Genomic DNA, 13,248 nt, shown 5'->3' with positions numbered 1-13,248 from the left:
ACCTTAAACGATCATTGATAACCGGCAAACGTGCCCCCTCCCTGGCGGTCGGGGCTCTGATCGGTCGGGGCTCTAATATAGTTACGAAATCACGATGTTGACCAGCTTGTTGGGGACCACGATGACCTTCACGCTCTTCGCCCCGGCCAGCAGCGCCTTGATGCGCGGATCGTTCAGCGCGGCTTCCTCTAACTCTTCCTGGGGGATGTCGTCGCGCACCAGTATCTTGCGGCGCAGACGCCCGTTCACCTGCACCGGAATTTCGCGCTCCTCTTCCTTCGCGAGCGCCTCGTCGTAAGCGGGCCAGGCCACGTGCAGCAGGTCGAGAGCGTGTCCCAGCTCGGTCCATAGTTCCTGCGCCAGATACGGCGCGAACGGCGAGAGCAACTGCGCCAGTCCCTCCAGCGTTTCGCGCATGGTGGAGGGCGATATCTGATCCTCCATGCTGTAGATCATGTTGACCAGTTCCATCAGCGCGGAGATATCCGTGTTGAAATGCCAGCGGCCCTCGAAATCGTTGGATAAGCGGCGGATGGTCTGATGCAGCTTGCGCAGCAGTTTGCGGTCTTCCGCGGTTACCGGAGCGCCCTTGACGGCGGAAACATTTTTCAGCTCGGGAGCATATTTCGCCACCAGGCGGTACACGCGGCTGACGAAGCGGTAGATGCCCTCGACGCCGGACTCGTTCCATTCGAGGTCTTTCTCCGGCGGCGCGGCGAAGAGCACGTACATGCGCGTGGTGTCGGCACCGTAGCGCGCCACCATCTCGTCCGGGTCCACCACGTTGCCCTTGGACTTGGACATCTTGGCGCCGTCCTTGATGACCATGCCCTGCGTGAACAAACGCGCGGCGGGCTCGTCCGCCTTGGTTAGCCCCAGATCGCGCATGACCTTGGCGTAGAAGCGCGAATAGATCAGGTGCAGGATGGCGTGCTCGATGCCGCCAATGTATTGGTCAATCGGGAACCAGTAATCCACCGCCTTGGTGTCCACCGGCGCGGAGGTCTCGGCCGGATTGGTGTAGCGATAAAAGTACCAGGACGAATCGACGAAAGTGTCCATGGTATCCGTCTCGCGCTGTGCAGGCCCGGCGCACTTGGGGCACGACGTGTTCAGGAACTCGGGAACCTCGCACAGCGGCGACCGTCCCTGTCCGGTGATCTGGACATTCTCGGGGAGCACCACCGGCAGCTTCGCTTCCGGCACGGGAACCATGCCGCACTTGGCGCAGTAAACCACCGGGATGGGCGTGCCCCAGTAGCGCTGTCGCGAGATGCCCCAGTCCTTGATGCGATAGCTGGTCTCGCCCTTGCCAAAGCCCTTCTCGACGGCGTGCGCGATCATCTTCGCGCGCGCTTCCACCGACCCCAGTCCGTTGAACGCCCCGGAGTTCAGCAGCACGCCGTCGTCGGTGAATGCCTCTTCCACCTTGCGGCCCACCAGCGCCTCGACGACGCCGCGCTCGGGCCGCACCACAACTTTCACGGGCAGGCGATATTTCTGCGCGAACTCGAAATCGCGCTCATCGTGCGCCGGCACGGACATGATCGCGCCGGTGCCGTACTCCATCAGTACGAAGTTGCCCACCCAGATGGGCACCTGCTCGCCGTTGTAGGGATTCACGGCGAAGCGGCCCAGGAAGATGCCGTCCTTGGCGGTATCTCCGACGCCTGCGGCAGCTCGCTTGGCGCGCATGACTTTAATTTTTTCGTACGTGCTGGCCTGGCCGGGAACGCCCTCGACCAGCTTTTCAACCAGCGGATGCTCGGCGGCGATGATCACCGCGTTGGCTCCGTAGATGGTATCGACGCGCGTGGTGAAGACGGTGATGGTGTCGCCGAGGTCGGCCACTTTGAAGTCCACGCGCGCGCCCACCGATTTGCCGATCCAGTTGCGCTGCATGGCCAGCACGCGGTCGGGCCAGTTCTCGAGCTTGCCCATGTCCTCCAGCAACGCATCGGCGTATTGCGATACGCGGTAGAACCACTGTTCCAGTTCCTTCATCAGCACCGGCGTGGTTTCGTGGCGCCAGCAGCAGCCGTCCACCACCTGCTCATTGGCCAGCACCGTGGCGCAGTCCGGACACCAGTTCACTTTGGAGTTGCGGCGATAGGCGATGCCCTTCTCCAGCATCTTCAGGAAGAACCACTGATTCCAGCGATAGTACTCCGGCTCGCAGGTGGAGATTTCCTTCGACCAGTCATAGCTGAAGCCGAAGCGCTGCATCTGGCCCTTCATGTAAAAGATGTTGTCGCGCGTCCACTGACGGGGATGAACTTTATTTTTGATGGCGGCGTTTTCGGCGGGCAGGCCGTAGGAATCCCAGCCCATGGGATGCAGAACGTTGAAACCCTTCATGCGCTTGTAGCGGGCCAGCGCGTCGCCGATGGAGTAATTGCGGATATGCCCCATGTGCAGGCGTCCGGAGGGGTATGGCAGCATCTCCAGAACGTAATATTTCGGCTTGCCGCTCTCGACCGAGACTTTCCAGTCCGTGCGCTCCAGCCACTGCTGTTGCCACTTCTTTTCTACCGTAGCGTGGTCATAACTGATAGGCCCGTTCGCGTCGCTCGTGGCGGGACCACTCGCGGTTGAATTACGGCCTGGCTCTATACTCACTTGGCTGCCTTCCTAACTTTTGATCGCGGAGCGCTTTTAGACTTTGCGGAGGCCTTTGCGGAGCTTGTCGCGCTAGCCGCGCTGCGCGATTTGACCGCCGGGCGCGTTCGTGGCTTGGCGCCCGGCTTGCCTCCCGATTTGCCGCCCGGTTTTGAAGACGAATCCGCGCGGAGCGCGCGGAGCATCTCCAGATTGCGCCGATCGTCGCCGTCTTCTTCAATGGGTGTTTCCAGGATGAAGGCCTTCCCGCGTAGCGCCGGATGATTCACGATGCGACGAAACCCTTCGCTGCCGATGCCGCCGCGCCCGATGTGCTCGTGCCGGTCCAGGTGCGATCCCAGCCGCGCACGCGAATCGTTGGCGTGGAGCACCGGAACGTTTTCCCAACCCACGGTTCGCTCCACCTGATCGACCATCGCGTTCAACCCGGCCTCGCTCGACAGGTCCATGCCCGCGCCGTAGCAATGGGCCGTGTCCACACAGGAGGCCACGGGCAGCCCTTCCAGCAGCGCCAGCATGTCGCCCAGTTGTTGAAACGTTCCGCCCAGCACGCTGCCCTGTCCACACATATTCTCAATCAGGATGGTGGTATGCTGCGGCGGTGCCTGCCGTACCGCGGCGCGAATGGCGGCGGTAACATCGCGGATACCCTGCTCGGGCGAGCCTTCGCGGAAACTGCCGGGATGCAGCACCAGAAAGTTGGCGCGCATGGCTTCGGCGCGCTGAATCTCGCCGACAAAGGCTTCGCGTGAGCGTTCGCGCAGGATGGGGTCAGGCGAGGCCATGTTAATCAGGTAATTGCAGTGAACGACGAGAGGATACAAATTGAACTGCGTGCGGAAGCGCGCGAAGGCCGCCAGTTCATCGGCGGGAAAATTGCGCGCTCGCCACATGCGCGGGCTGCTCGAAAATATCTGCAGCGAGTTGCCGCCAATCTGGTGAGCATGCTCGGCGGCATGACCGAGCGACCCGGCGATGGAGGTATGCGCCCCCACGCGCCAGGTGGGCGAACCCTCTCCCTCGCTCCTGTTTTTGTTGTCGCCCCGATTATTGGCGTTGTTGCCGCTATTGCCGTCGTTGTTTGTAGTCATCTGAGTTGGCTGTCATCTACCGTCGGCGCCTACACGGAGCCAATGGCGGAATGGAGCTTTTTATTTTACCGTCGATGCCAAAGCAGGTCAACGATTTACCGCGATTTGCATCATTTATCTACGGATCTCTGTAGTGGGTCATTCAGGTTTATTCAGGTTTAGTGCATAATAGTTGACACAAGTTGGACATAATCCGCCATTTTCCCTGTGGATTTTGCGGGCGGCGTTTGTTAGATTGTTAATCGAGAGTTGGGAATCCCGGTTTTGGGATCCTCCGGCCCTGAAGCAATGGTTTGACTTCATGAAACAGTGGTTTGCTTCCTGAAGCAATGGTTTGACTTGAGGACTTGCAGAATTAAAGTGACTGGCCACTCCCAACTCGGCAGAGCTTGCGCCCGTGCCTGCTTCGTGGTTTCGGCACGCAGGGTCGCCTTGCGCCTCCCCTTGCATTTCTCGATGATCGCTTTGGCCTTAACGCTGTTCTCCGCTGCGGCCAGCGCGCAGCTTGCTCAATTCGCGATGAATACCGCGCAGATCGCCACGGCCGCCGGTAAAGTCTCGATCGAGCGCGGCGGTGAAATGTGGGCGGTCTCTGGTGGACAGGAGATTCAGGCTGGGCAAGTAATGGTTACCGGCTCTGACGGCTTCGCGGAGCTGGCCCTACCCGACGGGAGCCGTCTGGAAATTTTTCCCAACTCGCGCTTCGCCTTCCGCGCCAATCGCTTCAGTTTGCGCGATATGATCGACCTCTATCTGGGCAAGATTCGTTTTCATGTGCAGAAGCTGACCAAGGACGATCCGTCCATTCGGGTAACTTCGCCGACCGCGGTCATCTCCGTGCGCGGCACCACCTTTGACGTGGAAGTCAGCCCCACGGAAAGTACCATTGTCTCCGTGGAAGAAGGCGCCGTTGCGGTGCGCCATCGTCTGATGCCCGGCCAGGAAGTGCTGGTGCAGGGCGGCGAAAGCATTGAGGTCATCGCGGATATTCCGCTAGCGGCGGCCAAGCCCGCCGTGCCGCGCAGTATTGTCGGCAGCGTGGTCCGCGCGGTAGGCAACACCTTGGCTCAGATCAAATCCCAGCGCGGGACTGCAACTGCCGGCGGTCCGGCAAGCGGACCTGCGGCGGGATCGGGCAATCCGGGCAGCAGTGGCGGCGCGGGCGGTGGCGTCAGTGGCTCTGACTCGGGATCGAATGAAGGCGCGCCTCCTCCCAGCGGTGGTGGTGGCGACGACGATTCGGGCGGCGCTACTCCCGGCGACCGGCTGCCTTAAGTGTCTGCACCATCCTCTCCTTTCAACAAAGCTTCTAAACCTAAAACCTCCCGCCCGAAACCACCCAGTCCGGCGCGTCAGGCGGCCTTTGAAATACTTCTGCGCGTGGAGAAGCAAGCGAGCTTCGCCTCCGAATTATTGCGCGGGCAGCTTACCCACAATCTCTCATTGCGCGACGCCGCGCTGTGCACCGAACTGGTGATGGGCAGTCTGCGCTGGCAGAGGAAGCTCGATTTCATCGCCCAGCGATTCACCCAGGGAAGCTGGTTGAAGTTCGACGCCGAGGTGCGTATCGCGCTGCGGCTGGGCATCTATCAATTGATGAATCTCACGCGTGTCCCGGCGCACGCGGCCATCGGCGAATCGGTGGAGCTGGTCAAGCGGGCCGGGAAAACTTCCGCCGCCGGACTGGTGAATGCCGTGCTGCGCAAAGCGAGCAACTTGGCGCATGGCAGCAGTTTTGCCAATCTGCGCCCGGTGGGAATCAGCGATCTCGAATGGAAGGCGATCGAGTGTGCCTACCCGGACTGGCTGCTGGTGCGCTGGGCGGCGCGGCTGGGAATAGCGCAGGCAGCCACGCGCGCCGAGAGCAGCAATCAAGCTCCAGTGGTCTACGTGCGCGGCAACCAAGCGGATAGCGCGGGGAAAATCCTGGAAGATTTGATTGCGGCTAACGTGAATGCAACGCCCTCCGCCATTCTGAAGGACTGCATTACCATTCTGGGTGGAGAGGTAACCGCGACCGGACTGTTCCGCCGCGGTGAGATCGCCATTCAGGATCAGGCGTCGCAGTTAATTCCGCTGCTGCTCGATGTGCGCCCCGGCCAGCGCGTGCTGGACCTGTGCGCCGCACCGGGCAATAAGACCGCGCTGCTGGCGCGATACGCCGGGGCCTCAGGGAACAGCACGGGCGGGCGCGTCATCGCGGGCGATCTCCATCACCACCGTCTGCGGCATTCGATGGTTCCAGCGATGGTTTCAGGCGGACCAAACCCAGCCGCGAAAATTCATCGAGTGGTGCTGGATGGCACACAACCTCTACCGTTTGGCGCGTCGTTTGATGGCATTCCAGCGTTTGACCGCATCCTCGTGGACGCGCCATGCAGCGGCACCGGCACCCTGCGCCGCAATCCAGAGATCAAATGGCGGCTTCAGCCCGAGGCGATTCCGCAACTGGCCGCGCTGCAACTGAAGTTGTTGGATCGCGCCGCCGCCGTACTCTCGCCGGGCGGGAGAATGGTCTACAGCACCTGTTCGTTTGAACCGGAAGAAAACCGTGGCGTGGTTGATACTTTCCTGGCCAGCCATCCGGAATTCCGCCTGATTCGTATCAGCGAGGAAGCCGCGCGTCTGGGGCAATCGATGAAGGATACGAATGATCCCGCTGTCAGAGACCTGCTCGCCGCCAACTATCTGGAGACCAGCCCGGAGCGCAACGCCACCGACGGCTTCTTCGCCACCATCCTGCAGCGCTCCGGCACGGAAGATTAAAGGGAAGCAGATTCGATCGTCTGCGCAGCCTTGTCGAGACAGTTCGCGCACAAACAATCCTGATAACTGGCGCGCAGCCTCTCCAGTATGCCGGGAGTTGTTTTCACCGCCGCGCACCAGCATTCCGTGCTTCCCTGGCAGGCGCTTTCCGCGAAGCACTGGAATTCGCTCCCACAGGCCTCGCAGACCTTGGTCTTTCCCGAAGCAGGCATGGCCTGTGCGGGCGTGCCTTGTGCGGGCATGTAGGGTGTAGCCCGCGCTGGCTCCGCCGCCAATGGCTCGCCGGATTTCACAGCCTCAGCCCCAGCCTCCGTCCCGGGTTGAACAAAAGATTTTTCCAAGAAGATTCCCCGGCGCACTCAGCAGAATCGCGTCCACACCAGTAAATTGTACCCCAGCTTCTCCTGCAGGAATGGTGTTTAGGAGGCATGAGTAGCCACGGTGAGCGCAATTCTCGCCGCGCGACAGTGCCGCGTGACAGTGCCGCGCGCGGCTAACTGCCTCCCCTAACCGCCAAAGATGCGGCCCCAGAAGCCTTTTTTCCTCGGCGGCTCGGCGGGCTTCGCGGGCTGCGGTTTCACGGGGACGGTTACGGATGTTTCCGGCGCGGCGGCCACGGGGATGGGCGCAGGCGCGGTGGGCAGCGCGGCGACCGGCGCGGCGGGGGTGCTTGGTGATTCGGAGGGCGGGGGCGGCGCGGCGGCGACTCGGTCCTGCTCGGGTGAGTAGTGCAGGTGGCAAACTTTCGTCGGCTCGGTGCCTTTGATGAAAAATTCGGTGATGGTGCCGGGGCAGGCGGGTGTGGCCAGCTCTCCCGTGGCCGGGTCGATGGAGACCACTACGGCGCCCTCGGGCGCGGCGTCGGGCGGAGCGATCTCGCGCACGTCGCTGTAGAGCGGCAGCGCGATGGCGCGCTTCATGAACTCGGTCCAGATGGGCAGCGCGGCGGCGCCGCCGGTGAGGCGCAGCTCGCGGTTGTCGTCATATCCCACCCAGACAATCGTGATTAAGTTCGACGTGTAGCCGGCGAACCAGCCGTCCTGCGTGGTACCGGTCTTGCCAGCCGCCGGTGCGGTGAAGCCGCGCGCGCGCACCGGAGCGCCGGTGCCGTGATTGATCACGTCCTCCATCATGTTGGTCATCACGTAGGCGACGGCGGGTTCCAGCACGGGCGTCTTGCGTGGGTAATTGATGTCCAGCAGCCCGCCATCCTTGTTGCGCACCACGCTGAGGAAGTAGGGATCGAGGCGTATGCCCTGGTTGGCGAAGATGGTATACGCTCCGGCGATCTCCACCGGCGTGATCTCGTAGGCGCCCAGCGCGATAGAGGGCGTTGGTTTGATGCGATTGTTAATTCCCGCTCGGCGCGCCAGCGCCACCACGGTATCGTAGCCGATGCTCTCGGCCAGCTTCACCGTGGACACGTTCAACGATTTCATCAGCGCGGTGCGCAGCGTTACGTCGCCATAGTAGACCCGGCCATAGTTGGCCGGCTGATACTGCTTTTTGTCGAACTCAAAAGTGGTCGGTTCGTCGAGCACGGTGGACATCGGCGTCCAGGGCTGCGTGGACGTTCCTTTCTGGTAGGCCGTCAATGCGGCGGCGTAGACAAAGGGCTTGAAGATGCTCCCCGGCTGGCGCGAGGCCAGCGCGCGATTGAGCTGGCTGATGCCGTAGTTGCGTCCGCCAATCAACGCCTTGATCTCCCCGGTCTGCCGATCCAGCGCGACCAGCGCGACTTCCGGCCGCACCGGCGCGGCGGCTGGATCTTCCGCCTGGGCGTTACGCGGTCTGCGCAATCCGGCGAGGCGCTTGTCGAGCTCCTCCATGCCGGCGCGCACCGCTTCGGAGGCGGCGGTCTGCAAGCGCATGTCCAAGGTGGTGTAGACCCGATAGCTTTGCGAAGTCAGTTCCTCTTCGGAAAAGCGCTCGAGCAGACGCCGCTTGACCATGTCCACGAAATGCGGCGCCTCGCCGCTGACTTCATGGCTGGGACTGACCACCAGCGGCGCGGCCACGGCATCATCGTGCTGCTGCTGCGTGATGGCGTCCGTATCCAGCATGGCGTCCAGCACCGTCTTGCGGCGGTTCAGCACCAGATCGGGATTGCGATAAGGGGAGTAGCGGTTGGGACTCTGAATGATTCCAGCCAGCATGGCGGCTTCTGGCAGCGTCAGGGCGGCGACGTCTTTGCGGAAATAGGCCTGCGCGGCCTCGCCCATCCCCAGTATGCTGAAGCTGCCGCGATAGCCCAGGTAGATCGTGTTGCAGTAGTGCTCGAAGATTTCTTCCTTGCTCAGGCGATTCTCCAGTTGCAACGCCACCATCGCCTCGGCCAGCTTGCGGCGAATGGTTTTGTCCTGGGTGAGAAACAGGCTGCGTGCCAGTTGCTGCGTGATGGTGCTGGCGCCTTGCCGCGCGCTGCCCGTGGACACGTCCACGTAGATGGCTTTCGCCAGCCGCAGGAAGTCGATGCCGATGTGATCGAAGAAGCGCCGGTCCTCAATGGACAGCATGGCGTTGACAAGATTCTGCGGCAGGTCCGGATACTTCACCAGCCGGCGTTTCTCGCGGCTCGAGTCGAACAGGTTGGTGATGAGAATGGGCTCCAGCAGTAATTCGTGGCGCGCGAACTGGTCCTTGCCGCTGATGATGCTGCTGAGACGGCCGTCGGAGAACTCCAGCTCGGCAGGCTCGGCGGAGAAATACGAGTCGGGGCCGGGATGAATTTGAATGCCACGGCGCGTTAGGCGAAAGCGGCCCTTGGGCTTCGAGTTAATTTGGGTAGTATCCGCAGTATCGTCCTGCGATTCGCTGAAGCCTGCCAACCGAAGCTGTGCCGCCACTTCATAGCGAGTAATGCGCTCGCCCACGCGAAGCTTCTCCGGCGCTGCATAGATTTGTGAGACGTTGGGGAAGACGGGACGGCTGAGTCGCTCGTCGATCAGGCGGGAGTAGCGGACATAGTAGAAGGTGAAGATGCCCGCGCCGCCCACCACGGCGAGCAGCAGCGTCGCCACCATGACCCGCCCAAATGGACGGACCAGCGTTTCCCACCTTTTTCCATCCTGAATAATAACGCGCATGGCAGGACGTTCTTCGCCTGGTGCTCAATGATGCTCAATGATACCCGCTGATATCCAACTACTTAGCGGTAATGATCTTATTCCCCGCCGATGGCGTGAAGTGCAGATCCAACTGTTTCACAATCAAGTCGACAGTAACAGAATAATCGATGTCAATGTTCACATTGGGATTCGCCTTCTCCGCGAACACCTGGTTGGGCTGGAGTGCAATGCCGATATCCCGCGCCGACTCCATCACCATTCTGTGGACATCCACTGAAGTCGAGCGATCATACGTCGAAGTGTGCGCGATATTGGTGATGCTATCCTGTAGTTGGTAGTTGTTAATGTATGGGGGGAGTAACCGGAAGGCCGCAAAAATGACCGCCACCAACACGAAAATCATGATTACGCCGGTAACGGTGATGAACCCTCGTTCTTTGTTTGGCTTTGGCATGGCTATCTTCAGCCCTCCTGGAATTCAACAATCTCTAGCGGGGAGCGATGAACTGGACGGCTAGGGCGTTCAGTCAACCCCATAGCACCCGTTTCGGCCTCGTCATCATTTCAGATCATCCGCCAAGCCAATCCTATCACCCGTTCCTGGGCTTGTCGAGAACTCCACGCATCGGGCCATTCGGAAACGTCTCATTTTCGCCAACATGCCTTTGGCCTGACGAAAAGTGGATTTTCGTCCGTTCCTTGCATACCACCTTGGCAATGGACTACCCGGTCGCCATTCCAATCCGCTCTGTCCAGACTTGCCATCTAAAACTACCTCAGTTCGATCCGTACGATTGGGTCGCGCATAATATAGCGCGACTGCAATTGCTCACCCGGCAGCAGGGCTAGTCCGGCTTCAAAGATGCAAAGCTTTTCCCCAGCCGCTCTGCTGGCTGCCAGCACTCGCAGCGGCCCCTGTTGTTGCTCCAGTTCAATCAAACGGGAGTAGATGCGAGACTTCAGGCGGGAGGATGCGCCCGGTGCCCCGCCCGGCGACTCGCCCGACGCCGCAAACGACGCGGTGTCAGACGACCTCGCCTGATCCGCACGCAGAATCCGCTGCATGGCCATATCTGAAAACGCTTGGTTGCTCATGCCGTCTCCTCCCACAGGGTCTTGAAGCGAGCCCGGGCGCGCGCCAGCATACGCTCGATGGCCTTCTCCGAACGGCCGGTGGCCTCGGCCATCTCGCGGGCCGAGCGCTCGTCCCAATAGCGCCAGCGCAGGGCTACCGCATACTCATAGGGCAGCGCGGCCAGGGTTTGCTCGGCCCGCTCGGAGATGCGCCGGGCATCCATCTGGCCGGGCAGATCCACGGGCTCGGCGGGAATCTCGATTTCGCCCTCGGCGTCCAGCGTCTGCCAATGGCCGTTCAAGGCGCGCCGGTAGTGATCCTCCACCTTGTGGCGCGCGATGCTGATGAGCCAGCTGCGCAGTGTGGCCGTGCCATTAAAGCTGGCCAGGCCGCTCCATGCGGCCAGAAATACTTCCTGCACCAGGTAGTCCACCATTTCGATGCGCGGCGTCAGTCGCTTCCAGACATAGCGGTGAACCGCGTCGGAGTGCAGCTCGATCAGCCGTGCCGTGGCCTTGCGGTCGCGCGCCAGAATGGCTGCCGCCAGCGCCAAGTCGGAGGCGAAGGGCCGGGCCGGGACGCTCGATTCAGGCGGACTGATTGGCAAATTGGCTGGCATCAATTTGGGCACTGACAAATAGGTCGGCGGACGCAGAGAAATCCCCCGCCCAGCGCGCCTGTCGAGGCGCGGCATGGCGCGGAGGACGCCCAGCGTCTCGGCGTCACCGGCCTTCAATGCGTAGGGCACGCTGACTAGCAGCACGCGCGGCTGCGCGAGCGTCGCGCCGTCAGCGCCGTCTTCTGTGGAGTTGGCGCTGACTTCCAGCCAGCGCGCTTCGCCCGAGGCGAAGATGTCTTGCGGGATACCGCCTGCCGTCGTCGCGCCCAGCAGCGCGGAGTACGCACCTGCGCCATCAACCGCGACGTTCTGCGTCTCCATCCACAGCGCACTGCCACCGGATTACGCGGCGTAGAGCGCGAACGTAATACCTCTGTGCACCTCTGTGGTAAAAATGCTCCCGGCAAACTGAATCTGCCCGGGGACATTGGATTGCGCTGGCGCGCGCAACGCGAAGGGCAGAGTGGAGATCAGCAACAGCGAGGCCAGCGGGAACAGGCGGTGCAGATGGAATCGTGTTGTCATGGGAAGCGCTCCTTGGTCAGAATGTAATGCTTTAACAACTATTTTGACAACTGTTCTAACAACTGTTCTGACAACGAGGGGGGGAATGGGCACCGTACGAGTCGAGACTACCACAACTCGGCGGCGGCGCAGCGGGGAAGAGGAGGCTGCGGGAACCGCGAAGGTCGTCGGATTGAGCGGTCCCGGTTGCGGAAAAAAAATAATCTGATATAATCTGAAGTTTGCCACTAGCTGGCGTAGCTCAGTTGGTAGAGCATCTGATTTGTAATCAGAGGGTCGGGGGTTCAAATCCCTCCGCCAGCTCCAGAGATTCGAGCGCGCCAGTGGGCCGTGCGGGTTGCGGCCCCCCATTGGGTTGCGGCCCACATTGGATTACGGCCGTTGTAGCTCAGTTGGTAGAGCACGTCCTTGGTAAGGACGAGGTCACCGGTTCGATCCCGGTCAACGGCTCCAGTATTGCGGGTTGGGTCGCGGACGCTAGAGCGCAGAAGCGGCCTGTTTAAAGGTGTTGGAGGCGTTGAGGGTAAGCGCGAGGCGGGAGTAACTCAGTGGTAGAGTCACAGCCTTCCAAGCTGTTGGTCGCGGGTTCGATCCCCGTCTCCCGCTCCAGAATTTACAGCCCATCACATTATTTTAATTTAGCCGGTGGCCAGAAATAGTTTTCTAGTGTATAGTTAGAAGGTTGCGGCATTAGTTTAATTTGCAACACGGAGAGCGGGTCAAGCGACTTCGCGTTTGGAGTAGCATCCATCGGGGTCTGGTGAGGCTCTCTGAAATCCGAAAAGTTTTGAGTTGGGTGGTCTCGGCGCCCGGATAACAAAAGTTTTTCCACGGCAGTCCTCGCTTTCGTGGGTGTACTTACTAGTAGGAGGATTTTTTTACAAGCTAGGCGCGGAACCGCAACTACAGCCCTGCCTCTGAGGAAAAGGGAAGCAGCTGGAGAATGACAGGCATCACCTGACGCTCTCCGCATTCAAGAGGAAAAGCTGATTCCCGGCAGGCAACCGGCGGTTCGCGCGACTCGGACAGGTGGCCGAGCGGCTAATGGCAGCAGACTGTAAATCTGCCGCCCCTTGCGGGCTACGGAGGTTCGAATCCTCCCCTGTCCACCAGCATTGCAAGTATTGCCAGTATTAAATGGCCCAGCAGCAAGCCGGAGTTTCCCCACAAAGGGTTCCCACGGTTCTTAATAGCGAGACGCTGATTTGGCTCCACGTAAGTTCGGCGGCTCGGGGGGATTTTTTGGCCCAATTTGCTGTCTGTTGATTTAACGGGGCGTTGACGAGACTTTAACGAACTTGCAGCAAGTGCTTCACCAATTCCAAGTACGGGAGCAGCAGCGATGGCGAAGGAGAAATTTGACCGATCGAAACCGCATTTAAATATCGGGACGATTGGGCACATTGATCACGGGAAGACGACGTTGACGGCGGCGATCACGAAGGTGCTGAGTAAGCACGATCCGAAGATTCTGTTTCGGTCGTT

General features: G+C 60.8%; 11 protein-coding genes and 4 tRNA genes. 7 read left to right on the top strand and 8 right to left on the bottom strand.

Features of this window, described 5'->3' with window-relative positions:
• Positions 1 to 81 precede the first annotated feature (81 nt).
• On the bottom strand, positions 82 to 2,553 hold the full coding sequence (locus tag EXQ56_13780; GenBank protein ID MSO21495.1) for a leucine--tRNA ligase: 2,472 nt from the start codon (positions 2,551 to 2,553) through the stop codon (positions 82 to 84).
• A gap of 62 nt (positions 2,554 to 2,615) precedes the next feature.
• The gene (locus tag EXQ56_13775) at positions 2,616 to 3,710 is read right to left on the bottom strand and encodes a deoxyribonuclease IV (protein MSO21494.1); all 1,095 of its coding nucleotides are present in this window, start codon (positions 3,708 to 3,710) and stop codon (positions 2,616 to 2,618) included.
• A gap of 456 nt (positions 3,711 to 4,166) precedes the next feature.
• On the opposite strand from EXQ56_13775, the gene EXQ56_13770 reads away from it, so the two are divergent.
• Complete coding sequence (locus tag EXQ56_13770; GenBank protein MSO21493.1) at positions 4,167 to 4,985, top strand: hypothetical protein; 819 nt, start codon at positions 4,167 to 4,169, stop codon at positions 4,983 to 4,985.
• A complete protein-coding gene (gene rsmB, locus EXQ56_13765; protein ID MSO21492.1) occupies positions 4,986 to 6,476 on the top strand; it encodes a 16S rRNA (cytosine(967)-C(5))-methyltransferase RsmB in 1,491 nt (496 codons plus the stop codon).
• Here rsmB and EXQ56_13760 read toward each other — a convergent pair.
• From EXQ56_13760 to EXQ56_13735, 6 genes are all read right to left on the bottom strand, one after another.
• Positions 6,473 to 6,769: a hypothetical protein gene (locus EXQ56_13760; GenBank protein MSO21491.1), complete on the bottom strand. Its 297-nt coding sequence runs from the start codon at positions 6,767 to 6,769 to the stop codon at positions 6,473 to 6,475. The genes rsmB and EXQ56_13760 overlap by 4 nt on opposite strands.
• A gap of 213 nt (positions 6,770 to 6,982) precedes the next feature.
• On the bottom strand, positions 6,983 to 9,562 hold the full coding sequence (locus EXQ56_13755; GenBank protein MSO21490.1) for a PBP1A family penicillin-binding protein: 2,580 nt from the start codon (positions 9,560 to 9,562) through the stop codon (positions 6,983 to 6,985).
• 58 nt (positions 9,563 to 9,620) lie between these two features.
• Positions 9,621 to 9,998, bottom strand: coding sequence for a DUF4845 domain-containing protein (locus EXQ56_13750; protein MSO21489.1), 378 nt, complete (start codon positions 9,996 to 9,998; stop codon positions 9,621 to 9,623).
• Between the two features lie 317 nt (positions 9,999 to 10,315).
• The gene (locus EXQ56_13745; protein ID MSO21488.1) at positions 10,316 to 10,639 is read right to left on the bottom strand and encodes a hypothetical protein; all 324 of its coding nucleotides are present in this window, start codon (positions 10,637 to 10,639) and stop codon (positions 10,316 to 10,318) included.
• The gene (locus EXQ56_13740; GenBank protein MSO21487.1) at positions 10,636 to 11,559 is read right to left on the bottom strand and encodes a sigma-70 family RNA polymerase sigma factor; all 924 of its coding nucleotides are present in this window, start codon (positions 11,557 to 11,559) and stop codon (positions 10,636 to 10,638) included. The genes EXQ56_13745 and EXQ56_13740 overlap by 4 nt, the downstream gene beginning before the upstream one ends.
• Positions 11,560 to 11,580: 21 nt before the next feature.
• A complete protein-coding gene (locus EXQ56_13735; GenBank protein ID MSO21486.1) occupies positions 11,581 to 11,763 on the bottom strand; it encodes a hypothetical protein in 183 nt (60 codons plus the stop codon).
• A gap of 230 nt (positions 11,764 to 11,993) precedes the next feature.
• On the opposite strand from EXQ56_13735, the gene EXQ56_13730 reads away from it, so the two are divergent.
• From EXQ56_13730 to tuf, 5 genes are all read left to right on the top strand, one after another.
• Positions 11,994 to 12,069 (top strand) — tRNA-Thr (locus EXQ56_13730).
• 71 nt (positions 12,070 to 12,140) lie between these two features.
• A tRNA-Thr gene (locus tag EXQ56_13725) sits at positions 12,141 to 12,216 on the top strand.
• A gap of 81 nt (positions 12,217 to 12,297) precedes the next feature.
• Positions 12,298 to 12,372: transfer RNA gene (locus EXQ56_13720), tRNA-Gly, on the top strand.
• A gap of 414 nt (positions 12,373 to 12,786) precedes the next feature.
• Positions 12,787 to 12,875, top strand: a tRNA-Tyr gene (locus EXQ56_13715).
• 230 nt (positions 12,876 to 13,105) lie between these two features.
• A partial coding sequence (tuf, locus tag EXQ56_13710) for an elongation factor Tu (GenBank protein MSO21485.1) occupies positions 13,106 to 13,248 on the top strand: 143 nt, incomplete at its 3' end.

It is taken from the genome of Acidobacteriota bacterium (genome assembly GCA_009691245.1).
In the GTDB taxonomy this organism is placed as follows: domain Bacteria; phylum Acidobacteriota; class Terriglobia; order 2-12-FULL-54-10; family 2-12-FULL-54-10; genus SHUM01.
This window is presented reverse-complemented; position numbering and strand designations above follow the sequence as displayed.

Coding starts and splice junctions, on each gene's coding strand:
- EXQ56_13770 (MSO21493.1), top strand. CDS start 4,167: ATGATCGCTTTGGCCTTAACGCTGTTCTCCGCTGCGGCCAGCGCGCAG.
- EXQ56_13750 (MSO21489.1), bottom strand. CDS start 9,998: ATGCCAAAGCCAAACAAAGAACGAGGGTTCATCACCGTTACCGGCGTA.
- EXQ56_13775 (MSO21494.1), bottom strand. CDS start 3,710: ATGACTACAAACAACGACGGCAATAGCGGCAACAACGCCAATAATCGG.
- EXQ56_13755 (MSO21490.1), bottom strand. CDS start 9,562: ATGCGCGTTATTATTCAGGATGGAAAAAGGTGGGAAACGCTGGTCCGT.
- EXQ56_13740 (MSO21487.1), bottom strand. CDS start 11,559: ATGGAGACGCAGAACGTCGCGGTTGATGGCGCAGGTGCGTACTCCGCG.
- EXQ56_13735 (MSO21486.1), bottom strand. CDS start 11,763: ATGACAACACGATTCCATCTGCACCGCCTGTTCCCGCTGGCCTCGCTG.
- EXQ56_13745 (MSO21488.1), bottom strand. CDS start 10,639: ATGAGCAACCAAGCGTTTTCAGATATGGCCATGCAGCGGATTCTGCGT.